This window comes from Pseudomonas sp. 8AS, from assembly GCF_902506505.1.
In the GTDB taxonomy this organism is placed as follows: domain Bacteria; phylum Pseudomonadota; class Gammaproteobacteria; order Pseudomonadales; family Pseudomonadaceae; genus Aquipseudomonas.
The window spans coordinates 675,022-700,206 of record NZ_LR733406.1 but is presented as its reverse complement, the minus strand read 5'-3'; the positions used below and the strand labels follow the sequence as shown (position 1 = coordinate 700,206).

General features: G+C 67.3%; 19 protein-coding genes. 10 read left to right on the top strand and 9 right to left on the bottom strand.

The features are described 5' to 3' along the window. Positions 1-84 precede the first annotated feature (84 nt). From GV001_RS03165 to rmf, 4 genes are all read left to right on the top strand, one after another. A complete protein-coding gene (locus GV001_RS03165) occupies positions 85-2,433 on the top strand; it encodes a Tex family protein (RefSeq protein WP_160078044.1) in 2,349 nt (782 codons plus the stop codon). Between the two features lie 3 nt (positions 2,434-2,436). Then, positions 2,437-2,817, top strand: a complete 381-nt coding sequence (locus GV001_RS03160; protein WP_160078042.1) for a PaaI family thioesterase — start codon at positions 2,437-2,439, stop codon at positions 2,815-2,817. 168 nt (positions 2,818-2,985) lie between these two features. Further along, positions 2,986-4,572, top strand: a complete 1,587-nt coding sequence (gene gshA, locus GV001_RS03155; RefSeq protein WP_160078040.1) for a glutamate--cysteine ligase — start codon at positions 2,986-2,988, stop codon at positions 4,570-4,572. Between the two features lie 145 nt (positions 4,573-4,717). Then, positions 4,718-4,927 (top strand): ribosome modulation factor, encoded by a 210-nt coding sequence (gene rmf, locus GV001_RS03150; protein WP_160078038.1) that lies wholly within the window; start codon positions 4,718-4,720, stop codon positions 4,925-4,927. A gap of 68 nt (positions 4,928-4,995) precedes the next feature. Here rmf and argA read toward each other — a convergent pair whose 3' ends face one another. The 4 genes from argA to GV001_RS03130 form a co-directional block, all read right to left on the bottom strand. Then, complete coding sequence (gene argA / locus GV001_RS03145; protein WP_160078036.1) at positions 4,996-6,294, bottom strand: amino-acid N-acetyltransferase; 1,299 nt, start codon at positions 6,292-6,294, stop codon at positions 4,996-4,998. A gap of 108 nt (positions 6,295-6,402) precedes the next feature. After that, entirely contained in the window at positions 6,403-7,551 is a 1,149-nt protein-coding gene (gene argE / locus GV001_RS03140; RefSeq protein ID WP_160078034.1) for an acetylornithine deacetylase, read from the bottom strand. Between the two features lie 63 nt (positions 7,552-7,614). After that, positions 7,615-8,880 (bottom strand): inorganic phosphate transporter, encoded by a 1,266-nt coding sequence (locus tag GV001_RS03135; protein ID WP_160078032.1) that lies wholly within the window; start codon positions 8,878-8,880, stop codon positions 7,615-7,617. A gap of 37 nt (positions 8,881-8,917) precedes the next feature. Beyond that, positions 8,918-9,595: a TIGR00153 family protein gene (locus GV001_RS03130; protein ID WP_160078030.1), complete on the bottom strand. Its 678-nt coding sequence runs from the start codon at positions 9,593-9,595 to the stop codon at positions 8,918-8,920. 115 nt (positions 9,596-9,710) lie between these two features. Here GV001_RS03130 and GV001_RS03125 point away from each other — a divergent pair, with 115 nt between their 5' ends. Both GV001_RS03125 and GV001_RS03120 read left to right on the top strand, forming a co-directional pair. Beyond that, positions 9,711-11,075 carry an inorganic triphosphatase gene (locus GV001_RS03125; RefSeq protein ID WP_160078028.1) on the top strand — a complete coding sequence of 455 codons (1,365 nt, stop codon included), beginning with the start codon at positions 9,711-9,713 and terminating at the stop codon, positions 11,073-11,075. Positions 11,076-11,111: 36 nt separating this feature from the next. Continuing rightward, complete coding sequence (locus GV001_RS03120; RefSeq protein WP_160078026.1) at positions 11,112-12,896, top strand: GspE/PulE family protein; 1,785 nt, start codon at positions 11,112-11,114, stop codon at positions 12,894-12,896. Here the strand turns inward: GV001_RS03120 and GV001_RS03115 are convergent. Next, the gene (locus tag GV001_RS03115) at positions 12,871-14,271 is read right to left on the bottom strand and encodes a diguanylate cyclase (RefSeq protein ID WP_160083135.1); all 1,401 of its coding nucleotides are present in this window, start codon (positions 14,269-14,271) and stop codon (positions 12,871-12,873) included. The genes GV001_RS03120 and GV001_RS03115 overlap by 26 nt on opposite strands. Positions 14,272-14,405: 134 nt before the next feature. Continuing rightward, complete coding sequence (locus tag GV001_RS03110; RefSeq protein ID WP_160078024.1) at positions 14,406-15,122, bottom strand: murein L,D-transpeptidase catalytic domain family protein; 717 nt, start codon at positions 15,120-15,122, stop codon at positions 14,406-14,408. A 168-nt stretch (positions 15,123-15,290) separates the two neighbouring features. Here GV001_RS03110 and GV001_RS03105 point away from each other — a divergent pair, with 168 nt between their 5' ends. From GV001_RS03105 to GV001_RS03090, 4 genes are all read left to right on the top strand, one after another. Beyond that, on the top strand, positions 15,291-16,808 hold the full coding sequence (locus GV001_RS03105) for a murein L,D-transpeptidase (protein ID WP_256664853.1): 1,518 nt from the start codon (positions 15,291-15,293) through the stop codon (positions 16,806-16,808). Between the two features lie 66 nt (positions 16,809-16,874). Then, positions 16,875-17,795, top strand: a complete 921-nt coding sequence (locus GV001_RS03100) for an SPFH domain-containing protein (protein WP_160078022.1) — start codon at positions 16,875-16,877, stop codon at positions 17,793-17,795. Next, positions 17,792-18,247 carry an NfeD family protein gene (locus GV001_RS03095; protein ID WP_160078020.1) on the top strand — a complete coding sequence of 152 codons (456 nt, stop codon included), beginning with the start codon at positions 17,792-17,794 and terminating at the stop codon, positions 18,245-18,247. The genes GV001_RS03100 and GV001_RS03095 overlap by 4 nt, the downstream gene beginning before the upstream one ends. A 12-nt stretch (positions 18,248-18,259) precedes the next feature. Beyond that, the gene (locus GV001_RS03090; RefSeq protein ID WP_160078018.1) at positions 18,260-19,534 is read left to right on the top strand and encodes an alpha/beta fold hydrolase; all 1,275 of its coding nucleotides are present in this window, start codon (positions 18,260-18,262) and stop codon (positions 19,532-19,534) included. Between the two features lie 47 nt (positions 19,535-19,581). On the opposite strand, the gene GV001_RS03085 is transcribed toward GV001_RS03090, so the two are convergent. From GV001_RS03085 to gcvP, 3 genes are all read right to left on the bottom strand, one after another. Further along, the gene (locus GV001_RS03085; protein WP_160078016.1) at positions 19,582-20,487 is read right to left on the bottom strand and encodes an amino acid ABC transporter substrate-binding protein; all 906 of its coding nucleotides are present in this window, start codon (positions 20,485-20,487) and stop codon (positions 19,582-19,584) included. A gap of 35 nt (positions 20,488-20,522) precedes the next feature. Further along, on the bottom strand, positions 20,523-21,863 hold the full coding sequence (potE, locus tag GV001_RS03080) for a putrescine-ornithine antiporter (protein ID WP_160078014.1): 1,341 nt from the start codon (positions 21,861-21,863) through the stop codon (positions 20,523-20,525). Between the two features lie 369 nt (positions 21,864-22,232). Next, positions 22,233-25,109, bottom strand: coding sequence for an aminomethyl-transferring glycine dehydrogenase (gene gcvP / locus GV001_RS03075; RefSeq protein WP_160078012.1), 2,877 nt, complete (start codon positions 25,107-25,109; stop codon positions 22,233-22,235). Between the last annotated feature and the right edge of the window lie 76 nt (positions 25,110-25,185).

Genomic DNA, 25,185 nt, shown 5'->3' with positions numbered 1-25,185 from the left:
CGGCAAAACTCGGTGGTTATAATGCGCCGCTTTGCGGTCGGCTCGGCCGGCCGCCGTTACCGCGCAGTCTTGTCAGGTAGGTGTATGGACAGCATTAACAAGCGTATCGCCGCAGAGCTCGGCGTTCTCCCGCAACAGGTCGCCGCCGCCGTGGCGCTGCTCGACGAAGGCTCCACCGTGCCCTTCATCGCCCGCTACCGCAAAGAGGTGACCGGCAGCCTGGACGACACCCAGCTGCGCAACCTGGAAGAACGCCTGCGCTACCTGCGCGAACTGGACGAGCGGCGCACGGCGATCCTCGCCAGCATCGAGGAGCAGGGCAAGCTGACCCCCGAACTGGCCCGCGAGATCAACCTGGCCGACACCAAGACGCGCCTGGAAGACCTCTACCTGCCGTACAAGCAGAAGCGCCGCACCAAGGGCCAGATCGCCCTGGAAGCCGGCCTCGGCGAACTGGCTGACGGCCTGTTCAACGACCCGACGCTGAACCCCGAAGAACAGGCCGCGCGCTTCGTCGATGCCGAAAAAGGCTTCGCCGACGTCAAGGCCGTGCTCGAAGGCGCCAAGTACATCCTCATGGAGCGCTTCGCCGAGGACGCCACCCTGCTCGAGCGCCTGCGCGCCTTCCTCAAGGACAACGCCACCCTCAGCGCCCGCGTGGTCGCCGGCAAGGAGGCCGAAGGCGCCAAGTTCAGCGACTACTTCGAGCACGACGAGCCGCTCAAAAGCATGCCGTCGCACCGCGCCCTGGCGATCTTCCGCGGGCGTAACGAGGGCATCCTCGGCGCCAGCCTCAAGGTCGGCGACGAGGCACCGGGCAGCATGCACCCGTGCGAGGCGATGATCGGCGAGCGCTTCGGTATCGCTGCTTCTGGAAGCGAGGGGCGCGGCCGTGCCGCCGACAAATGGCTGGGCGAGGTGGTGCGCTGGACCTGGAAGGTCAAGCTCTACACCCACCTGGAAACCGATCTGTTCGGCGAGCTGCGCGAGAAGTCCGAAGACGACGCCATCGGCGTGTTCGCCCGCAACCTGCACGACCTGCTGCTGGCCGCCCCGGCCGGGCCGCGCGCCACCCTGGGCCTGGACCCGGGCCTGCGCACCGGCTGCAAGGTGGCCGTGGTCGACGCCACCGGCAAGCTGCTGGATACCGCCACCGTCTACCCGCACGTGCCGCACAACCGCTGGGACGAGACCCTGGCCATCCTCGGCAAGCTGTGCGCCAAGCACAGCGTCGATCTGATCGCCATCGGCAACGGCACCGCCAGCCGCGAGACCGACAAGCTGGCCATCGAGCTGATCAAGCTGCTGCCGACCCTGAAGATGACCAAGATCATGGTCAGCGAGGCCGGCGCCTCGGTGTACTCGGCCTCCGAGCTGGCGGCCAGGGAATTCCCCGAGCTCGACGTGTCGCTGCGCGGCGCCGTGAGCATCGCCCGCCGCCTGCAGGACCCGCTGGCCGAGCTGGTGAAGATCGACCCGAAGTCCATCGGCGTCGGCCAGTACCAGCACGACGTGTCCCAGCTCAAGCTGGCGCGCAGCCTGGACGCGGTGGTGGAAGACTGCGTGAACGCCGTCGGCGTCGATGTGAACACCGCCTCCGCCGCCCTGCTGGCGCGCATCTCCGGGCTCAACGCGACCCTGGCGCAGAATATCGTCGCCCACCGCGACGCCCACGGCGCGTTCAAGACCCGCGACGCGCTCAAGCAGGTGCCGCGCCTGGGCGAGAAGACCTACGTGCTGGCCGCCGGCTTCCTCCGCGTGATGAACGGCGACAACCCGCTGGACGCCTCCGCCGTGCACCCGGAAACCTACCCGCTGGTGCAGCGCATCGCCCAGGCGACCTCCCGCGATATCCGTTCGCTGATCGGCGACTCGGCCTTCCTGCGCCGCCTCGACCCGGCTAAATTCACCGACGAACAGTTCGGCCTGCCGACCGTCAGCGACATTCTCAAGGAACTCGACAAGCCCGGCCGCGACCCGCGCCCGGAATTCAAGACCGCCGAGTTCCAGGAAGGCGTCGAGACCCTCAAGGACCTCAAGCCGGGCATGGTGCTGGAAGGCGTGGTGACCAACGTCACCAACTTCGGCGCCTTCGTCGACATCGGCGTGCATCAGGACGGTCTGGTGCACATCAGCGCGCTGTCGGAGAAGTTCGTCAAGGACCCCTACGAAGTGGTCAAGGCCGGCGACATCGTCAAGGTCAAGGTCATGGAAGTGGACATCCCGCGCGCCCGCGTCGGCCTGTCCATGCGCATGAGCGACACCCCCGGCGAGAAGGTCGACGGCCCGCGCGGCGCGCGTCCCGGCAACAGCGGGCAGAACCGCGGCGGCAATCCGCCGCGCAGCGAGCGCCATTCCAGCCAGGACAAGCCGGCCCCGGCCAATGCCGGCATGGCCGCGCTGTTCGCCAACGCCAAGAACCTGAGGAAATAACCCATGAGCAGCCCCGTCGGCCAGGACAGCAACTTCAGCAAGTTGCTCGGCATGACCATCGACAAGGCCGAGAACGGCGAATCGCAAGTACGCATGAGCATGCAGGAGCACCTGCTCAACCTGCACGGACGCATGCACGGCGGCGCGCTGTTCTCGCTGATCGACACCGCCCTCGGCCAGGCCAGCCACAGCCTGTTCGGCGGCGAGGCCGGCAGCATGACCCTGGAGTGCAAGGTCAACTACATCCGCGCGGTCGAGCAGGGCGAGATCGTCTGCAACGCCCGCGTGCTGAATGCCGGGCGCAAGGTGCACGTGCTGGAAGCGCGGGTGCAGCAGGGCGACAAGCTGATCGCCACCGCCCAGGCCACCTTCATCTGCAAGTAAGCCGTCAGCCCCCGGCGGCCGCGTGCCCGCACGCGCCGCCGGCGCCCCGCCGCACGACTGCGCCCACTGCCCGGCCCATCCGCGCAGACAGTCGTCGCGCCTTCCCCCTTGTAGAGTGCGCAGTCCACCCCCATATTTGGGCGACTCACGCGTGAAGGAACCCCGAACTTGAGCGATCTCCTCTCCCGCCGCCTGGCCCTGCTTGGCGACGCTGCCGTCCTGCCCCTGCTGACCCAGTGTCTGCACGGCATCGAGCGCGAATGCCTGCGCGTCACGGCCAGCGGCGAACTGGCCCAGAGCGGCCACCCGCGCACTCTCGGTTCGGCCCTGACCCACCCGCAGATCACCACCGACTATTCCGAGGCCCTGCTGGAGTTCATCACCCCGGCCGAGCCCGACCCGGCGACCACCCTGGCCGACCTCGAACAGATCCACCGCTTCGCCTACAGCAAGCTGCAGGGCGAATACCTGTGGAGCCCGTCGATGCCCGGCCTGCTGCCGGACGAGGCGCACATCCCGATCGCCCGCTACGGCAGCTCCAACATCGGCCGCCTCAAGTACGTCTACCGCCAGGGCCTGGCCCTGCGCTACGGCAAGACCATGCAGTGCATCGCCGGCATCCACTACAACTTCAGCCTGCCGGAACGGCTCTGGCCGCTGCTGCAGCAACTGGACGGCGACAGCGGCGCGCTGCGCGACTACCAGTCGGCGCGCTACATCGCCCTGATCCGCAACTTCCGCCGCTACAGCTGGCTGCTGATGTACCTGTTCGGCGCCTCGCCGGCGCTCGACCGCAGCTTCCTGCGCGAACGCCCGCACCAGCTGCAGCAACTCGATGAGCAGACCCTCTACCTGCCCTACGCCACCAGCCTGCGCATGAGCGACCTGGGCTACCAGAGCAGCGCCCAGTCCGGCCTGACCCCCTGCTACAACGATCTGGCCAGCTACACCGAGAGCCTGCGCTCGGCGGTAGCCACGCCCTACCCGGCCTACGCCGAGCTGGGCACCAAGAATGCCGCCGGCGAGTGGCAGCAGCTCAACACCAACATCATCCAGATCGAGAACGAGTACTACTCGAGCATCCGCCCCAAGCGCGTGACCTACTCCGGCGAGCGGCCGATCCAGGCCCTGATCGCCCGCGGCGTGCAGTACGTGGAAGTGCGCTGCCTGGACATCAACCCCTATCTGCCGCTGGGCATCGACCTGGACGAGGCGCGCTTCCTCGACGCCTTCATCCTGTTCTGCGCCCTGCAGGACAGCCCGCTGCTGCAGGGCGGCGAATGCCGCAGCTGCACCGAGAACTTCCTCAAGACGGTCAAGGAAGGCCGCCGCCCCGGCCTGCACCTGCAACGCCAGGGGCAGCCGGTGGAACTCAAGGCCTGGGCCACGGAGCTGCTGCAAAGCTTCGCGCCGATCAGCCGGCTGCTCGACCAGGCCCATGGCGGCGAGCACTACCAGCAGGCCCTGCAGCTGCAACAGGCCAAGGTCGACGACTGCAGCCTGACACCTTCGGCGCGGGTGCTGGCCGAACTGCGCGAGCGCGGCGAAAGCTTCCGCGCCTTCGCCCTGCGCCACAGCCAGGAACATGCCCAGGCCTTGCGCGCCCAGCCACTGAGTGCGGCGCAGCAGGCCAACTTCGAGGCCATGGTCGCCCAGTCGCTGGCCGAGCAGGCCGAGCTGGAAGGCGCCGAGGCCGGCGATTTCGATACCTTCGTCGCCGCCTACCAGGCCAGCATTCTCGGCATCGGCGTCTGAAATCAACGACCTGGGTGACGGGCCGGGCCGATTAGGGGCAGCCCGTCACAAATCCGCCATTTGCTGCGCAAACCGGTGATCCAGTGCCTTCCGCCCGGGGCGGCAGACGACTAGCCTTGTGGGAAACCCGCATTGGCCACGCCCGATGACGTTCCCCGAAGACCGCAACAGCGCAGATCGCCACTGGAGCCTGGAAAGCCTGAACAAGGCTTATCAGCAAGGCTACATGGCCGGCCTCACCGGCCAGCCGCTGCACCAGCAGCCCTACCCAGCCGAGGTCCTGGCCGCGGCCTGGGAAGCCGGCTGGGACGACGGCAACGAGCAGTTCGAACAGCACAAGCGCCGCAGCGCCTGACTCGCCACACCCCGACACCCAGAAAAAGGGCCGCTATTGCGGCCCTTTTGCATGTCGCCCAAGCCGGCTTACAGGGTCTTCTCGAAGATCTTCGAATTGCGCTGATAGTTGTACAGCGAGGCCCGCGCCGCCGGCAGGCGCTCGACGCTGCTCGGCTTGAAGCCGCGCTCCTGGAACCAGTGCGCCGTGCGCGTGGTGAGCACGAACAGGGTCTTCAGGCCCTGGGCGCGGGCGCGCTCCTCGATGCGCTCGAGCAGCTCGTCACCGCGACCGCCATGGCGGTAGTCGGGATTCACCGCCAGGCAGGCCAGCTCGCCGGCGTCCGCGTCGGCGATCTGGTACAGCGCGGCGCAGGCGATGATCAGGCCGTCGCGCTCGACGATGCTGAACTGCTCGATCTCGCGCTCCAGCACCTCGCGCGAACGGCGCACCAGGATGCCCTGGTCCTCCAGCGGGGTGATCAGGTCGATCAGCCCGCCAACATCCTCGATGGTCGCCTCGCGCAGCGACTCGAACTGCTCCTGGTCGACCAGGGTGCCGCCGCCGTCGCGAGTGAACAGCTCGGTGAGCAACGCCCCGTTGTCCATGTAGCTGACGATGTGGCTGCGCTTGACCCCGCCGCGGCAGGCCTCGGCGGCGGCATCCAGCAGCTCGGCCTGGTAGCAGGCGCCGAGCCGCGCCAGGTGCGCCGGCACCTGCTGCGGACGCAGCTCGCGCACCAGCTTGCCGCTCTCGTCGAGCAGGCCGCGCTCGGCGCTGAACAGCAGCAGCTTGTCGGCCTGCAGGTCGATGGCGGCGCGGGTGGCGACGTCCTCGCAGGCCAGGTTGAAGATCTCCCCGGTGGGCGAATAGCCGAGCGACGAGAGCAGGACGATGCTGCGCTCGTCGAGCTGGCGGCCGATGCCCTTGCGGTCGACCCGGCGCACTTCGCCGGTGTGGTGGTAGTCGACGCCATCGAGCACGCCGATCGGCCGCGCGGTGACGAAGTTGCCGCCGGAAACGCGCAGGCGCGAGCCCTGCATCGGCGAGGCGGCCATATCCATCGACAACCTGGCCTCTATCGCGATGCGCAGCTGGCCGACGGCGTCGATCACGCATTCCAGGGTCGGCCCGTCGGTGATGCGCAGGTCGCGGTGAAAGCGCGGGGTCAGCCCGCGGTCGGCCAGGCGCGCCTCGATCTGCGGGCGCGAGCCGTGCACCAGCACCAGGCGCACGCCGAGGCTGTGCAGCAGCACCAGGTCGTGGACGATATTGCCGAAATTCGGGTGGGCAACGCCCTCGCCGGGCAGCATGACCACGAAGGTGCAGTCGCGGTGAGCGTTGATATAGGGCGAAGCGTGGCGCAGCCAGTTGACGTAGTCGTGCATGAAGGAGCCTGTGAGCGGTGACGAAACGAGCGATGGTTAGCCTTCCCCGGGCGGGGAAGAAAGAGTCGACTTAACGTCGTCGCAGCAGCATCAGGGCTCCCCTCTGGTTCAGGCCGGTTGCAGGCAGTAGTGGTCGATCAGCTGGCGCAAGATTTTCACGGTGGGTTCGATGCGCGCCAGTTCGAGGAACTCGCCGGGCTGGTGGGCGCAACTGATGTCGCCGGGGCCCAGCACGATGGTCTCGCAACCGAGCTGCTGAAGATAAGGCGCTTCGGTGCCGAATGCCACCGCCTGCGCCGCATGCCCGGTGAGGCGCTCGGCCAGGCGCACCAGTTCGCAGTCGGCGCTCTGCTCGAAGGGCGGCACATTGGCGAACAGCGGGGCGAAGTCGATCTTCACCTGGTGCCGCTCGGCCAGCGGCTGCAGTTTGCCGCGGATCGCCGCACGCAGCTGCTCCGGGTCCATCCCCGGCAGCGGGCGCAGGTCGAACTCCAGCGAGCACTGGCCGCAGATGCGGTTGGGGTTGTCGCCGCCGTGGATGCAGCCGAGGTTGAGGGTCGGCTGTGGCACGCCGAACTGCGGATTGCTGAATTCGCGCTGCCACTGGGCGCGCAGGGCACGCAGCTCGCCCATGGCGTCCTGCATGGCCTCCAGAGCGCTGTGGCCGAGACTGGGGTCGGAGGAGTGGCCGCTCTGGCCGAGGATGTCGATGCGCTCCATCATCACCCCCTTGTGCAGGCGGATCGGCTTCAGGCCGGTCGGCTCGCCGATCACCGCGGCGCGCCCCAGGGGCCTGCCGGCCGCGGCCAGGGCGCGGGCGCCGGACATCGAGCTTTCCTCGTCGCAGGTGGCCAGCACCAGCAGCGGCTGGCGGAACGGCTGGTCGAGCAGGCCGCGCACCGCCTCGATTACCAGCGGGAAGAAGCCCTTCATGTCGCACACGCCGAGGCCGATCCAACGGTCGCCCTGCTCGGTCAGCTTGAGCGGATCACTGCGCCATAACGCCGCATCGAAGGGCACCGTGTCGCTGTGCCCGGCCAGCACCAGGCCGCCAGGGCCGCTGCCGTAGCTGGCCAGCAGATTGGCCTTGCCCGGCGCCACATCCTGGATTTCGCAGGTGAAGCCGAGCTCGCCGAGCCAGCTGGCCAGCAGGTCGATCACGGCACGGTTGGACTGATCCCAGTGCGGCTGGGTGCAACTCACCGACGGCGCGGCAATCAGCGCGGCGAACTGGTCTTGCAGGGAGGGAAGCGACATCGGCATTCTCCGCAGGGGATGGCCCATGATAGGGCCATCGCCGCCACGGAAGGAACCTGCCGTTTAGAGGAAGATGCCGCGCAGGATAAAGAAGAACAGGATCGACAGGCCCGCACCGACCGGCAGGGTGATGATCCAGGACATGAAGATCGAGCCGATCACGCCCAGGTTCAGGGCGCCGATGCCACGGGCGATGCCGATGCCCAGCACCGCACCGACCAGGGTGTGGGTGGTGGACACCGGCAGGCCGATGGCCGAAGCGCCGACCACGGTGGACGCAGTGGCCAGCTCGGCGGCGAAACCGCGGCTCGGGGTCAGCTCGGTGATTTCCTTGCCGATGGTGGCGATCACCTTGTAGCCGTAGGTGGCCAGGCCGATGACGATGCCGATGGCGCCGAGCAACAGTACCCAGCCCGGTACGGCGGACTTGGCGGCGATCTCCGCGGTGCCGTTGGACTGGATCACACCGACGATGGCGGCCAGCGGGCCGACGGCGTTGGCCACGTCATTGGCGCCGTGGGCAAAGGCCATGGAGCAGGCGGTGAAGATCATCAGCACGGCGAACACGCGCTCGACGCTGGCGAAGTGGAAGGCCTTGTCGGCCACTTCGTCGACCTTGATCCGGCTGAGGATGGCGATACCGAGCAGCATCACCAGACCGCCGACGCCAATCGACAGCAACAGGCTCTCTGTCGAGGAGAGATTCAGGCCGATGTGCTTGAGACCCTTGGACAGGGTCATGATCGACACCATGAAGCCGGTGAGGAACATGTAGAACGGCACGTAGCGTTTGGCGTTCTGGAACGGGTTTTCGGTATTGATGATCAGCGCCTGCACGCTCATGAATAGGCCGAAAGCCACCAGACCGGAAAGGAAAGGGGTCACCACCCAGCTGGCGACGATCGGGCCGACCGAGGCCCAATGCACGGCATCGACCGATACGCCGACGGCGGCAAAGCCGATCACCGCGCCAATGATGGAGTGGGTGGTGGAGACCGGCCAGCCCTTCATCGAAGCGATCAGCAACCAGGAGCCCGCCGCGAGCAGCGCCGACATCATGCCCAGCACCATCAGATCCGGGCTGATCGCCTCGGCATCGACGATGCCGTTCTTGATCGTTTCGGTGACTTCACCACCGGCCAGGTAGGCACCGCAGAACTCGAAGACCATGGCGATGATGATCGCCTGCTTGATGGTCAGCGCCCGCGAGCCCACCGAAGTGCCCATGGCGTTGGCCACATCGTTGGCACCCACGCCCCAGGCCATGAAGAAACCGAAACAGCAGGCGAGTACCAGGAGTACGAAACCGTAATCCGCAATCAGAGACATAAATAATTACCTGTAATCCCAGAAAGGATACTGGCGCTTAACGCGCCAGCAGTTGTTCCAGTCGGTTGCCCACACGCTGGGCACGGTCGGCGACATCGCCGACCCAATCGATGATCTGGTAGAGGAACATCACATCCACGGCGGGCATGTCCTTCTCCAGCTTGAACAGGGCGCGGCGCACCTCGATCTGCAGGCGGTCGGTATCGTCTTCGATATCATCCAGCTCCTCGACCAGGGTCTCCACCAGCTTGGCTTCGCGGCCGCTGAAACCGGTCTCGAGCAGCTCGTCAAGCTCGTTCATCGCCTTCAGCGCCTGGGCGCTGGCATCGACGGTGCGCTGCACGAAGGTGCGGATCAGCGGCTGCAGGTCCGGGTGAATGGCCATCTCGCGGCCGAGCATCAGCCCGGCGATGTCCTTGGCGCGATTGGCGACTTTGTCCTGTACACTCAGCAGCTCAAGCAAGTCCGAACGCGGCACCGGCAGGAACAGGCTTTTCGGCAGGTTCAGCCGCACACTCTTCTTGAGTTTGTCGGCCTCCTTTTCCAGCTGCACCATGACCTGCTGGACCTCAGCCACTTTCGCCCAGTCCTGCGCCATCACTGCCTCGAAGAACGGCACCAGATTGGCCGCACACTCATGCGCCTTGGCGATGTGCTGCTGCATCGGACCAATCGGCGAACGGCCAAACAGGCTGACAAAGGGATTGGTAGGCATAGGGTTTACCCCGGTTGGGAAAAAAGGCCGCAAGTATAGGGAGCCCTCGGCCGGCAAGCCAGCACGAGTCATCGGACTGCAATACTTTTCATGATAGGCACCGGAAATCCGCACCATGCACAAAGAAACCGAAATCAAGCTGCGCGTCAGCCGCGAAACCCTGGCCGCCCTGCGTGATCATCCGCTGCTGAAGAAACGCAACAAGTCCGGCTGGCAGACCTGCGAGCTGTTCAACCAGTACTTCGACACCCCCGCGCGTGACCTGGCCCAGGCCAAGGTCGCCCTGCGCCTGCGCCGCGACGGCGAGCAGGTCATCCAGACCCTGAAGACCCGCGGGCAGAGCGTGGCCGGCCTGTCCGAGCGCAACGAGTGGGACTGGTACCTGGCCAAGGCCAAGCTGGACACCAAGAAGCTCGACGATCAGTGCTGGCCGGCCAGCCTGGCCGGGCTGGACAAGAAGCAGCTGCAGCCGATCTTCAGCACCGACTTCGTCCGCCAGAAGGCCGAGATCGCCTGGGGCCGCGGCAAGGCCAAGGTGGTCATCGAGGCGGCCCTGGACCTGGGCAAGGTGATCGCCGGCGAAGGCGAGGAGGAAATCTGCGAGCTGGAGCTGGAGCTGCGCGAAGGCGATCCGGCTGCCCTGCTGGAACTGGCCGCCGAGCTGGCTGCCGATCTGCCGCTGATGCCCTGCGACATCAGCAAGGCCGAGCGCGGCTACCGCCTGTTCGACTCGGCCAGCTACAGCCTGAGCCTGCCGGCTCCCGAGCTGAACCCCGAGCAGAGCCTGGACGACGCCTTCTGCGCCCTCGCCTGGTACCTGCTGGGCAGCAGCCAGCGTCTGGCCGAGCAGTACCGTTTCAACGGCCACTGGAAGCTGCTGGCGCAATGGCTGGAGAAACTGGTGGAGCTGCGCGCGCTGCTCGGCAGCCTCGGCCAGGCCGCCCCGCGTGCCTCCAGCAGCGCCCTGCGCGAGGCCCTGGATGACCTGCTCGACGACTGGCGCCCGCGCCTGCTGGCCGGCCTGGCCGACGACAGCCTGCGCAGGAATGCCCCGGCGCTGTTCGCCGCCGAACTGCAGGGCAACCGCTGGGGCCTGTTCTCGCTGAACCTGTCGCGCTGGCTGCTGGCGCGCAGCTGGACGGTGGAACGCAACAACCGCGGCAATCGCCAGGGCGCAGCGGTGCTGGGCAACTGGCTGCCGCATCTGCTCGCCGAGGAAGGCGCGGCGCTGCAGCTCAAGCGCTACCAGCAGCAACCGGAAGACCTCGCCGAGCAGTTGCCGCGCATCGAGCGCATCCAGGCCTGGCTGCACCTGGCCCGGCAGATCCTGGAAGTGGCGGAAGTCGACCGCCTGTACGGCGAGCTGAGCAAACTGCACGAACTGGCCCTGCAGCCACTGGATGCCGAGGTGTTGGCCGCGCGGGTGGCGCAGGCTCATACTGTGGCCACGCTCAAACCCTGGAAGCTGCTGGTGCAATAAGCTGGCAGGCTGGCAGATCACCACAAAGGCAATCGCATGTCCGTTTTAGCCCCGTCGACCCAGGATCGCTGGCTGGATCTCAACGACATCCTGCGCGAGCTGGTGGCCCAGGGCCGCATCGCCCAGGACAGCGCCGAGCAGTGCCTGATGCTGCGCCGCGGTGGCGACAACGCCAAGCTGCACCCCCTGGAGTTCCTCGCCGCCCAGCAGCTCGACGACCTGCAACGGCCCGGCAAGAAGCACGACCTGGAAGGGCTGACCATCTGGCTGGCGCAGCTGGCCGGCCAGCCCTACATGCGCATCGACCCGCTGAAGATCAACGTCGCCGCGGTCACCCCGCTGATGTCCTATGCCTTCGCCCAGCGCCACAAGATCCTCGCCGTGGCGGTGGACAGCGAAGCGGTGACCATCGCCAGCGCCCAGCCCTTCGTGCATGGCTGGGAAGCCAACCTGGTGCATGTGCTGAAGCGGCCGATCAAGCGCGTGGTGGTCAACCCCGCCGACCTGCAACGCTTCACCACCGAGTTCTATCGCCTGGCCCGCTCGGTCAGCGGCGCCACCGCGGTGGACCAGAAGATCAGCGGCATCGGCAACTTCGAACAGCTGCTCAGCCTCGGTGCCAGCGACCAGGAGCCGGACGCCAACGACGCGCATATCGTCAATATCGTCGACTGGCTGTTCCAGTACGCCTACCAGCAGCGCGCCAGCGACATCCACATCGAGCCGCGCCGCGAGGCCGGCACCGTGCGCTTTCGCATCGACGGCGTGCTGCACAACGTCTACCAGTTCCCGCCGCAGGTGACCATGGCCATCGTCAGCCGCCTGAAGAGCCTCGGGCGGATGAACGTGGCGGAGAAGCGCAAGCCCCAGGACGGCCGGATCAAGACCAAGACCCCGGACGGCGGCGAAGTGGAACTGCGCCTGTCGACCCTGCCCACCGCCTTCGGCGAGAAGATGGTGATGCGCATCTTCGACCCCGAGGTGCTGCTCAAGAGCCCGGACCAGCTGGGTTTCTCCCCGGACGACCTGCGCCGCTGGGAGAGCATGACCCGCCAGCCCAACGGCATCATCCTGGTCACCGGCCCCACCGGCTCGGGCAAGACCACCACGCTGTACACCACCCTCAAGCAGCTGGCCACCGAGGAAGTCAACGTCTGCACCATCGAGGACCCGATCGAGATGATCGAGGGCGCCTTCAACCAGATGCAGGTGCAGCACAACATCGACCTGACCTTCGCCAGCGGCGTGCGCGCGCTGATGCGCCAGGACCCGGACATCATCATGGTCGGCGAGATCCGCGACCTGGAAACCGCCGAGATGGCGATCCAGGCGGCGCTCACCGGCCACCTGGTGCTGTCCACCCTGCACACCAACGACGCCCCCAGCGCCATCAGCCGCCTGCTCGAACTGGGCGTGCCGCACTACCTGCTCAAGGCCACCATCCTCGGCGTCATGGCCCAGCGCCTGGTGCGCACCCTGTGCCCGCACTGCAAGGAGCCGGTGCAGCTCAACGAAGCCGACTGGCACAGCCTGACCACGCCCTGGAGCGCACCGTTGCCGACCCAGGCGCACCGCGCCGTGGGCTGTGCGGAATGCCGCGAGACCGGCTATCGCGGCCGCGCCGGGGTGTACGAGATCATGCTGCTCAACGATGCGCTCAAGCCGCTGATCAGCGCCGACACCGACCTGGTGGCCCTGCGCCGGCACGCCTTCAAGGACGGCATGCGCAGCCTGCGCCTGTCCGGCGCGCAGAAGGTCGCCGCCGGCCAGACCACCATCGAGGAAGTGCTGCGGGTCACCCCGCAGAGCGAACAGAAGTAACGAGCCCGGCGGCAGCGCCTGGCGCCGCCACACAGACGCGGTCACGCCCCTCGGCCTTGGCCCGGTAGAGCGCCTCGTCGGCGCGCTGCAGCAGGCTGTCGGCCCCTTCGCCGGGCGCCAGCTGGGCCACCCCGACACTCAGGGTGAGCGGCAGCGCCGGGCTGAGCGGCTGCTCGCGCAGCCCTTCACAGATGCGCTGAGCCAATTGCCCTGCCTGCTGCGCATCGGTCTGCGGACAGATCACCAGAAACTCCTCGCCACCCCAGCGCCCGAGGAAGTCGCTGCCACGCACCCCGGCACGCAGCCGCTCGGCCACGCCCTGCAGGACCCGGTCGCCCTGCAGATGCCCCAGCTGATCGTTGACCCGCTTGAAGTGGTCGAGATCGAAGATCAGCACCGCCAGCGGCTGGCTGTAACGACCGGCCTGCTCCAGGCAGGCCTGGAAGTACTGGTTGAGCGCCGAGCGGTTGGCCAGCCCGGTAAGCACATCGGTCCGCGCATCGTGCCGCAGTTGCCGGTTGAGACGGCGCAGGCGGCGGATCCAGAACAGGTTGCTGAGCAGAATCACGGCAAACACCGCAGCGACCTGGCCGAGCAGGCGATAGTCGGTCGGTGTCTCCACCCGGATCGACACATGGCGGTTGATGATCGTATTGATCTCTTCCGGCGTCAGGCTGGCAACCGCCTTGTCGAGAATCCCGCGCAGCAGTGGCTGATCCTTGCGCACCCCGATGCGGAACTGGTTGTCGAAACCGGCGACCTGCCCGGCGATCTTCAGGTTGAACCAGCCTTCCTTCTTGATCGTGTAGGCCGCCACCGTCAGCGAGCGCATGGTCAGCTCGGCCTGGCGCTGATTGACCAGGGCCAGGGCCTGCGCCTCGCTATCGGTCAGGACGATCTGGATATCCGGGAACTGCCGGCGCACGCGCTCCTCGATGGAGGTGCCGCGCGGCAACGCCAGGCGCTCCGCCCCCAGCGCCGCCAGATCGACCACGAAGGGATGCTCCTCGCGGCTGATCAGCACGTTGACATCGGTGAACATCGGCTCGGTGAAGATCAGCCAGGCATCGCGATCCGGGCTCTGGTTGAGGAAGCCGAGCAGCTGGCAGCGGCCTTCCTGGGAAGCCCGCAGCGACTCGTCCCAGTCGCGCGTCTCGACCCGGCGCAGGCGCAGGCCGGCGCGCTCGGCGACCAGCCGCAGCAGGTCGGCGGCGATGCCCTCGTATTCGCCACGGGCATTCACACTTTCGAACGGCACCCAGTCCGGGTCGACGCACAGACTGGCCTCGGGATGCTGCTCGCGATAGCGCTGCTCGGCCTCGCTCAGCGCCAAGTCGGCCCGGGCCGAACCCATCACAAGCAGCCAGATGGCCATTAGCACACAGGGGCGATACACCTTGTCCTCTCCCTACCACGAGCACCTTGCCGGCGACTCGTCGCAAGCCGCGGCCAGCCCTGCCGACCAGGGCGGCGTTCGAGGATATCAGGAAATCCCGGCCGCTCCGCGACTCAGCTTTTCGGCCGACTGGTTTGCCGTTGCAGGCTGGCAAGGCGTTGCGGCTTGCAATCGAGGTAGGCGGAGTTGCGCAGCCAGCGCCGATCGGAGTGCCAGGCAAAGAGGAATTGCCCGCCCTTGAGCTTGTCGACCACCATGCGCGCGACCTGCGGACGCACCGCCGGGCAGCCCAGGCTGCGGCCGATGCGCCCCTGACTGCGAGCCAGGCGCGGGTCGACGTAGCTGGCGCCGTGGATGACGATGGCCCGCTCGCGGGCCAGGTCGTTCAACCCCGGCTCCAGACCATCCATGCGCAGCGAGTAGCCGTGCTTGCCCCGGTAGCTCTCGGCGGTGCGGAACAGGCCGAGGCTGCTCTGGAAACTGCCCTCGCGGTTGGAAAAGCTCTGCGCGAAGTTCTCTCCGGAGCGGCGGCCGTGGGCCACGTAGTCACTCAGCAGCAGGCGCTTGCGCTGCAGGTCGAAGATCCACAGGCGGCGTGCCGTGGACGGCTGCGAGTAGTCGATCACCGCCAGCCGGCTGGCCGCCTCGGCGCCATGGTTGACCGCGCACTGCATGGCCGCCACGGCATGCCGCAGGGCCTGCTGATCGAGGCCGGGCGCCACCTGGGCGAGGTCCTCGACCAGCTTGTCGTTCGCCGCAGGTGCCGCCAGCAGCGGTGCACAAAACAGCCAGAGCCCTGCCAGGCCCCAGCGGCCAATTCGTCCGAACATGCGCGCAATACCTCAAAAACCTCTGCGCCCGTCGAGCCCTGTAACAAGGGCTGCGGCCAATCCATTTATACTGACAGGCAGTCGCCCGTCACTTGCGTCGGGTTATCCCGAGCCATGGACTGGAGCAGTATGTTGTTCAAAAAGTGTGCATCTTACCCGAGCATGCTCATGCTCACCCTGCCACTGGTCGCGAATGCCATGGCGGCTCTCGACGCCCAGCCGGCCGACCTGCGCCCACTGCTGGCGCAACCCGCCGGCCCCTGCACGGCCGTACTGGCAAGCCTAGACGACACCACGACGACCCTGCTCAACAACTTCTATGCCCAGCGCGACGGCCGCCCGGCCTGGCCCGCCGCGGCGCAGCGCCAGCAGCTCGGGGAACAGCTCGAACGGCTGGCCGACGATGGCCTTAACCCCGCCGACTATCCACTGGCGCCGGCCATGGACGCCTGCAGCGACCTGCAGGCCAGCAGCAGCTACCTGCGCGCCCTGCTCGACCTGCGCCGCGGCCGTCTGGACCAGCAGCAACTGGAACCGCTGTGGCGTGACCCGCAACAGCCGCGCCCGGATCCGCAGCTGGCGGTCCTGTCCATCGCCCTCTCGCAGCTCGACGAACCCGCCGCCGCATTCGCCGCCGCCCGCCCCGCGCTGCCGCAGTACCAGCGTCTGCGCGCGGTCTATGCGGCGCAGCGCCAGCAACCCCTGAGCCACTGGCCGGCGCTGCCGTCAGGCCCGCTGCTGCACCCGGGCAAGCAGGATGCGCGCGTGCCGCTGCTACGCGCCCGCCTCGAGCTGCCGGCGACCGCAGCCGCCCAGGGCGAACTCTACGACCCGGCCACCGTCAGCGCCCTGGAAAGCTTCCAGGCCCGCCACGGCCTGCAGGCGGACGGCATCCTCGGCCCGGCCAGCCTGAACGAGCTGAACCTCGATGCCCTGACCCGCCGCGAGCAACTGCGCATCAACCTGGAGCGCCTGCGCTGGCTGGCCGACGACCTCGGCCAGGTGCAGGTGGCGATCAATGTCGCCGCCGCCGAACTGCTGGTGTTGCGCCAGGGCGAGGAACTCTGGCGCACCCGCACCCAGGTCGGCCGCATCGAGCGACAGACGCCCCTGCTGGCCTCGCAGATCAACCGGCTGACCCTCAACCCGACCTGGACGGTGCCACCGACCATCCTGCGCGAAGACAAGCTGCCGGCCATTCGCGCCGACCTCGACTACCTGGCCGAGCACGAGATGAGCGTGTACGACCACGACGGCAACCCGCTCGATCCCGCTCAGATCGACTGGGACAACCCCGGCGTCATCCTCCTGCGCCAGGCCGCCGGGGCACGCAACCCGCTGGGGCAGATGGCCCTGCGTTTTCGCAACCCCTTCTCGGTCTACCTGCACGACACCCCCAGTCAGGCCCTGTTCGACAAGGCGCCACGCCTGTTCAGCTCCGGCTGTGTGCGGATCGAGGCGGTCGACAGCCTGCTGGCCTGGCTGCTGCCACAGGCGGAACTGGCCCGCGTGCAGGCCCACATCGCCAGCGGCGAGACCCAGCAGTACCGCCTGGCGCAACCGGCGCCGCTGCTGATCGCCTACTGGACGGTGGAAGTGACGGCCGACGGGCAAGTACGCTACGCCCCGGACACCTACCAGCACGACGCCCGGCTGATCCGGGCCCTGCTCGCCAGCGGCAGCTGAACCGGGCGCGGCCGCGCCGACTGTGCTTAGATGCGTTAATTCCATGTACATGACAGGAGAAAAAATATGGAAATTGGTGGCGTACTGCTGCTCTTCGTCGGCCTCGCCGTGGCCGTGGTGTTCATGGGTTTCAAAGTGGTGCCGCAGGGCTTCGAGTGGACGGTGGAGCGCTTCGGGCGCTACACCAACACGCTCAAGCCGGGCCTCAACATCATCGTGCCGGTGATGGACCGCATCGGCCGCAAGCTCAACGTGATGGAAAGCGTGCTGGACATCCCGCCGCAGGAAGTGATCACCGCCGACAACGCCACCGTGCAGATCGATGCCATCTGCTTCTTCCAGATCATCAACTCGGCCCAGGCGGCCTACGAGGTGAACAACCTCGAGCACGCCATCCGCAACCTGGTGATGACCAACATCCGCACCGTGCTCGGCTCCATGGAGCTGGACGCCATGCTCGGCCAGCGCGACGCGATCAACGAGCGCCTGCTCAAGACCGTGGATGAGGCCACCGCGCCCTGGGGCATCAAGATCACCCGCATCGAGATCAAGGACATCAGCCCGCCCGCCGACCTGATGGCGGCCATGTCCGGGCAGATGAAGGCCGAACGCATCAAGCGCGCCCAGATCCTCGAAGCCGAAGGCCTGCGCGCCGCCGCCATCCTCACCGCCGAAGGGCAGAAGCAGGGCGACATCCTCAAGGCCGAAGGCCAGCGCCAGGCCGCCTTCCTCGAAGCCGAGGCGCGCGAACGGGCGGCCCAGGCCGAAGCCGAGGCCACCCGCATGGTTTCCGAGGCCATCGCCAGCGGCAACGTGCAGGCGGTCAACTACTTCGTCGCGCAGAAGTACATCGAGGCCCTGGGCAACCTGGCCAGTGCCGACAACAGCAAGGTGATCCTCATGCCGCTGGAAGCCAGCCAGGTGATCGGCGCGGTCGGCGGCATCGGCGAGATAGTCCGGGCCACCTTCGGTGACAAGCGCGCATGATGAACTTCCTGCAGCACCTGACCTTCTGGGACTGGCTGGCCTTTGGCACCCTGCTGCTGATCCTCGAGATCTTCGGGGCCGGCGGCTACCTGCTGTGGATCGGCATCGCCGCGGCCTGCGTCGGCGCACTCAGCTACCTGTTCCCGGAACTGCCCTGGGCCTGGCAGTTCTTCCTGTTCGCCATCCTCTCGGTGCTCACCGCGGTGTTCTGGTGGCAGCGCCAGCGCAGCGCCAAAAAGCCCTCCGAGCAGCCGGGGCTGAACCAGCGCGGCAGCGAATTCATCGGGCGCAACTTCGTCCTGCATGAGGCCATAGTCGGCGGCCGCGGCAAGATCAAGGCCGGCGACAGCCTGTGGCTGGTCAGCGGGCCGGACCTGCCCGCCGGCACGCCGATCCGCGTGGTCGGCCAGGACGGCGTATTGCTGCGTGTCGAGGCCGAACAGTCGAACTAGCGGGAGCCCAGGATGGCCAAACTGCACAAGGCGCTGCTGGCGCTAGCCCTGCTCTGCGGCGGTTGCCAGCTGCTGGAACTGGACCGCCAGGTCCAGCAGGCGCACCAGGAGCTGGTGCTGGTCGCCGGCCAGCTGGAGGCGAGCAATCCCTCCACCGCACTGGTCGCCCTGCTTGATGGGCAGGGCAAGGCGGTCGCCTACCGCATCGTCGCCCCGGGCAACGCGTTCTATTTCACCGTGGCCACCGGGACCTACCAGCTGCTGGCCTTCGCCGATGACAACGGCAACTTCCGCCTGGACCCCGACGAGGCCCGGCACTGGCTGGCGCAGGCGCGCAGCGTGGCGCTCCGGCTGCAGCCCGATGACGCGACCCGCGCCGCCCTGCAGCGCAGCAACCGCCTGCAACTGGGCGCCACGGCGCCGGCCGAAGACGCGCCGGAGATCGACCTGAGCCTGGACAGGCTGTACGCGAACCAGCCGCGCCTGCGCAGCAACTACCTGCAGCAGGTCAGCCTGGACGACCCGCGCTTCGACCCGCAACGGATCAGCCAGGGCGCCTGGGAGCCGCTGAGCTACATCCGCGAGGTCGGCTACGGCCTGTACCTGCTGGAGCCCTGGGACGACGACAAGGAGCCGGTGTTCCTGGTGCACGGCATCAACGACTCGCCGCGCACCTGGCGGGCCTTGCTCGACGGCCTGGATCGGCAGCGCTTCCAGCCGGTGCTGTTCCACTACCCCGGCAGCCTGCCGCTGAACAACAGCGCCTACCTGCTCAGCGAGGCCATTCAGGATGTGCAGCTGCGCCAGGGCGTACAGCGCTTCCATATCGTCGCCCACAGCATGGGCGGCCTGGTCGCCCGGCGCGCGGTGCAACTGCTCGAGGCCAATGCGGGCAGCCAGAACCTGTGCCTGTTCCTCACCCTGGCCACGCCCTGGGACGGCCATCCGGCGGCAGCCAAGGGCCTCAAGCAGGCGCCGGTGATAGTGCCGACCTGGCGCGATCTGGCGCCGGGCAGCGCCTATCTGCAGGCGCTGTTTGCCAAGCCGTTGCCGGCGCATGTGCGCCAGTGGCTGCTGGTCAGCTACAGCGGCAACAGCCGCCTGCTGACGCAACCCAACGACGGCGTGGTGCCGCTGGCCAGCCAGCTGCGCGGCGCCGCCCAGGACGAGGCCGAACACCTCTTCCTGCTCGCAGAGGATCACACCAGCATCCTCCACAGCGAGCGCAGCCAGGCGCTGCTCGAACGGGCCCTGGACAGCCTGCCCGCCAGCGGCTGCGCCCCCTGAAACGCCGACGGCGCCTTGCGGCGCCGTCGTGCGGGTGACCTCTGCGGTCACGGCAGGGCATACACCTTGAACAGCGCCTGTTCGGCCTCACCCGGCTGGCCCAGGTGTTCGCCGTACAGCCGCTCAAGCTCTCCGGAGCGGTACAGCTCGCTCAACGCGGTATCGACCAGCAGGCGCAGGTCTTCGTCGCCACGCGGCACGCCCAGGGCCACCGGCACCGACTCGAAGATGCGCGGCAGGACCTGCAGCTGCTCGGTACCGTTGCGGGTCTTCAGGTAGTGCTCGAGGAACATGCGCTCGGAGAAGAAGGCATCGGCCTTGCCGCTGCGAATCAGCTCCACGCCCTGGTCATAATCCTCGACCGTCTGCAGCTTCACCACCACGCCCAGCCGACGCACCTTGTCCAGAATCCACGCCTGGGTGACGCCGCCTTTCATGGTCACGTAGGTATGCCGGGCCAGGCCGTGATTGACCGTGGCCCGCCAGGTCGGCCCGCTGTGCGCCGGCTGGCCAGCGAGTACCGCCAGCAGGGTCTGCGGCGCATCGGTGCGTACCAGCACGCCCAGCCCGGCGGTGTAGACCGGCACCGAGAAACTCATCGCCTGGCGTGCGGCCAGGCTTTCCGGGCTCGGCGTGCAGAGGATGTCGGCCTTGCCGGCGGCCATCAGGGCGCTCTTCTGCGCATCCTCGACCGCCAGGAAATTCAGCCTGAGCTCACTCAGCCCCAGCTCGGTCTTGATCCGCTGCGCGACCAGCCGGCACAGGTCGATGCCATAGCCGCTGACCTGCTCGCCCTGCTGGCTGCTGAAGGGCGCCACATCCGGCACGAAGGCCAGGGTGATGGCGTTGCTGTCGCGCACCCGCTCGAGGGTTCCGGCAGCGGCCAGCAGCGGCAGCGCCAGCAGCAGGCAGAACAGTGTGCGGGCGGTCGATTTGATCGGTTTTGCTGTCATGTCCTGTTCCCCGAATGCTGATGACTGTTCCATCCCTAAGGCTTCTCGCCCGTCGTCGACCTGACCGGCGACAACTCGACGAAGCGCTTGGTGATGAAGCCGTAGAGCAGGTAGCCGATGACCAGGACGATGGCCGCACCAAACACCGCATCCTTGCCCGAGGCGTACAGGGCGTAGTAGCAATAGAACATCGCCACTAGCAGCACCGCCACGTTGCGGACCCAGATCGACATGCCGACCCGGGCCTTGTACATGATCACCAGCAGCCCGGAGAGCGCCGTGACATAGGGGATCAGGTTGGTCACCGCGGCCAGGTTGACCAGCTTGCCGAACTGCTCGCTGGCGTTCGGCGAGATGGTCGACAGGGCCAGCAGAGTCTGCAGCACCGCGCAGGCGAGCATGCCGATGATCGGCGCCTCCAGCTTGCTGACGCGGGCGAACAGCTTGGGAAACATGCCCTCTTCGGCGGTGACCTTGGCGGTCTGGCCAAGGGTGAACTGCCAGCCCAGCAGCGAGCCGATGCAGGCCATCACCGCCAGGATCATGATGATGTTGCCGACCAGCGGGTTGAACATCTGCGCGTAGACGAAAGCGAACGGCGCACTGGAGTTGGCCAGTTCGGCGTTGGGGACGATGCCCTGGATCACCGTGGTCGACAGGATGTACACCACCGCCGCACCCAGGGTGCCGAACAGGCAGGCCAGCGGCACGTTGCGCTTGGGATTGTCTACCGCCTCGGAGTTCTGCGCCGCCGACTCCATGCCGAGGAAGGCCCACAGGGTCAGCGGAATGCTTTGCGCGATGGCATCGCTGGTGGCCAGGTTGTTCGGGTTCCAGGCGGCACTAAACACGCTGGCGTCGAACCAGAACCAGCCGATCACGCTGAGGCCCGCCACCGGGATGATCACCCCCCAGACGGTGATCGAGCCGATCTTGCCGGTGATGCTCGGCCCGCCGAAATTGGCCACAGTGGTCAGCCAGATCAGCCCGATGGTGCCCAGGCACAGCGGAATCGCGCCGCTGCCCAGCCAGGGGAAGAACGGCGTCAGGTAGCCCACCGCGGAGATGCCGATGGCCACGTTGCCGATGGCCAGCGAGAGGAAGTAGAGGAACGAGCAGAGGAAGAACGCCGACTTGCCGTGCGCCTCCTCGCTGTACGCCGACATGCCGCCGGAGCGCGGGCAGTAGATGCCGCACTGGGCGAAGCAGTAGGCGATGGCCATGGAACCGATGGCCGTGATGATCCATGACAGCAGCGAAACCGCCCCCAGCTGCGCCATGCTCGACGGCAGCATGATGATGCCGGAGCCCATCATGTTCACCGCCACCAGGGTGGTAAGCCCCACCAGGCTCATTTTCTTGCTTGTTTCGGCCATCGAATACTCCCTGATCGATTTTTCACACGCAGAGAACTCCGGCCTCTGGTGAGCCGGGAGCAGACAACGCGGATATGAATGAGCTGACAGACAGCGGCCTAACCCTACCGATGCCGGCCTCCCCCGCCGCATCGGCCATGAACGCTACCCTGCAACACTATCGCTGCAGGAAGATGAACCGCCCTGCCCCAGATCAAAAGCCTAGCAAAGCCCCGGGCGGACTCCGCTTTTTCTCCGCTGCCTGGCCCATCTGCGCCGGTGCCGGGCAATCCGCGCGGACGGAGGCTCGCGGCCGAAGCCGCGCCTGCGCGAAAAATCGCCGGCATGAAAAAGCCGCCCGCAGGCGGCTTGTTCAGCAGACGGGACGGCTTAGCCGCGGTAGTCGTCCATCGGCACGCAGGCACAGAACAGGTTGCGGTCGCCGAACACGTTGTCGACGCGGTTCACCGCCGGCCAGTACTTGTGCGCCCGGGTATGGGCGGACGGGGTCACCGCTTCCTCGATGCTGTACGGCCGCTCCCACACGCCAGTGACATCGGCCAGGGTGTGCGGGGCGTTCTTCAGCGGGTTGTTCTCGGCCGGCCAGTCGCCGTTGGCCACCTTGGCGATCTCGGCGCGAATGCTGAGCATGGCCTCGATGAAGCGATCCAGCTCTTCCTTGGACTCGCTCTCGGTCGGCTCGATCATCAGCGTGCCCGGCACCGGGAAGCTCATGGTCGGGGCGTGGAAGCCGTAGTCCATCAGGCGCTTGGCCACGTCTTCCTCGCTGATCCCGGTTTCCGCCTTGAGCGGGCGCAGGTCGAGGATGCATTCGTGCGCGACGCGGTCGTTGCGCCCGCTGTAGAGCACCGGGAAGGCACCGGTCAGCTGGCTGGCCAGGTAGTTGGCGTTGAGGATCGCCACCTCGGTGGCATCGGCCAGCTGCGGGCCCATCATGGCGATGTACATCCAGCTGATCGGCAGGATGCTCGCGCTGCCCCAGGGCGCGGCGCTGACCGCGGTGTTCTGCGGGTTCGGCCCCTGCAGCTCGACCACCGGGTGGTTGGCGACGAAGGGTGCAAGATGAGCCTTGACGCCGATCGGGCCCATGCCCGGGCCGCCACCGCCGTGGGGAATGCAGAAGGTCTTGTGCAGGTTCATGTGCGACACGTCGGCGCCGATGTCCGCCGGACGGGCCAGGCCGACCTGGGCGTTGAGGTTGGCGCCGTCCATGTACACCTGGCCGCCGTGGGCATGCACCACCTCGCAGATCTCGCGGATGCCCTCCTCGTACACGCCGTGGGTCGAGGGGTAGGTGATCATCAGGCAGGACAGCTTGTCGCCGGCATCCAGGGCCTTGGCCTTGAGATCCTCCATATCGACGTTGCCGGCGGCATCGCAGTCCACCACCACCACGCGCATGCTCAGCATCTGCGCCGAGGCCGGGTTGGTACCGTGGGCCGAGGCCGGAATCAGGCAGATGTCGCGGTGGCCGTCGCCACGGCTCTGGTGGTACTTGCGGATCGCCAGCAGGCCGGCGTATTCGCCTTGGGCGCCGGAGTTGGGCTGGGTGCAGATGGCGTCGAAACCGGTGATGGCGCGCAGCCACTCTTCCAGCTCGTCGATCATCAGCTTGTAGCCCTGGGCCTGCTCGGCCGGCACGAAGGGGTGCAGGCTGGCGAATTCCGGCCAGGTGATCGGGATCATCTCGCTGGTGGCGTTGAGCTTCATGGTGCAGGAGCCCAGCGGGATCATCGACTGGTTGAGCGCCAGATCCTTGTTCTCCAGGCGCTTGAGGTAGCGCAGCATGGCGGTTTCGCTGTGGTGCGTATTGAACACAGGGTGCGTCAGGTAGGCCGAGGTGCGCAGCAGCTCGGTCGGGATGCCCTGGGGCAGCTCACCGGCATCCAGTTCGTCGACGCTCAGGCCATGGTCGGCGCCGAGGAAGATGGCGAACAGCTGCTCGACGGTCTGTGCGCTGCAGGTCTCGTCCAGGCTGACGCCCAGCTTGCCGCGACCGAGGATGCGCAGGTTGATGCGTGCCGCCTTGGCCGACTCGAGGATGGCGGTCTGCATGCCGCCGACGTCCAGGGTCAGGGTGTCGAAGAAGTGCTGGTTGTCGCGCTGCACGCCCTTCTGCGCAAGGCCCCCGGCGAGGATGGCGGTCAGCCGGTGCACGCGCTGGGCGATCTGCTTGAGGCCTTGCGGGCCGTGGTAGACGGCGTAGCAGCTGGCGATGTTGGCCAGCAGCACCTGCGAGGTGCAGATGTTGGAGTTGGCCTTCTCGCGGCGGATATGCTGCTCGCGGGTCTGCAGGGCCATGCGCAGTGCGGTGTTGCCGCGGGCATCCTTGGACACGCCGATGATGCGGCCGGGCATGGCGCGCTTGTAGGCGTCGCTGGTGGCGAAGAACGCCGCGTGCGGGCCGCCGTAGCCCATCGGCACGCCGAAGCGCTGGGCCGAACCGAACACCACGTCGGCGCCCAGCTCGCCCGGCGGGGTCAGCAGCAGCAGCGACAGCAGGTCGGCGGAGACGCAGGCCAGGGCCTGCTGGGCATGCAACTGAGCAATGATCGGACGCAGGTCGCGGATCTCGCCGTGGGTGTCCGGGTACTGCAGCAGGGCGCCGAACACCTGGTGCTGGCTCAGTTCGTCGAGGCTGCCGACCAGCACGTCCAGGCCGAAACCTTCGGCACGGGTCTGCACCACGGAGATGGTCTGCGGGTGGCAGTTCTGGTCGACGAAGAACAGGTTGCTCTTCGACTTGGCCACGCGCTTGGCCAGGGCCATGGCTTCGCCGGCGGCGGTGGCTTCATCGAGCAGCGAGGCGCTGGCCAGGTCCAGGCCGGTGAGGTCGATGGTCAGCTGCTGGAAGTTCAGCAGCGCTTCCAGGCGCCCCTGGGCGATTTCCGGCTGGTAGGGGGTGTAGGCGGTGTACCAGCCCGGGTTCTCCAGCACGTTGCGCAGAATCACGGTAGGAGTCAGGGTGCCGTGGTAGCCCATGCCGATCAGGCTGGTCCACTGCTGGTTCTGCTGCGCATAACCCTTGAGCTTGGCCAGGGCGCCCTGCTCGTCCAGCGCCGCCGGCAGGGCCAGCGGGCCGTTCAGACGGATGGCCGGTGGCACGGTCTGCACGATCAGTTCGTCGCGGTCGGCCACGCCGAGGGCGGACAGCATGGCCTGCTGCTCGCCGGCATCGGGGCCGAGGTGACGACGGAGGAAGGCATCGGGCTGGTGCAACTGGGCGAGACGGGGCGTCTGGGACATGGTGGGGCTCTCGAGAAATGACAGAGCCTCGACGAATCGAGGCTCGACAGCGAATGTGGCCTGTGGCGGTTCGTAG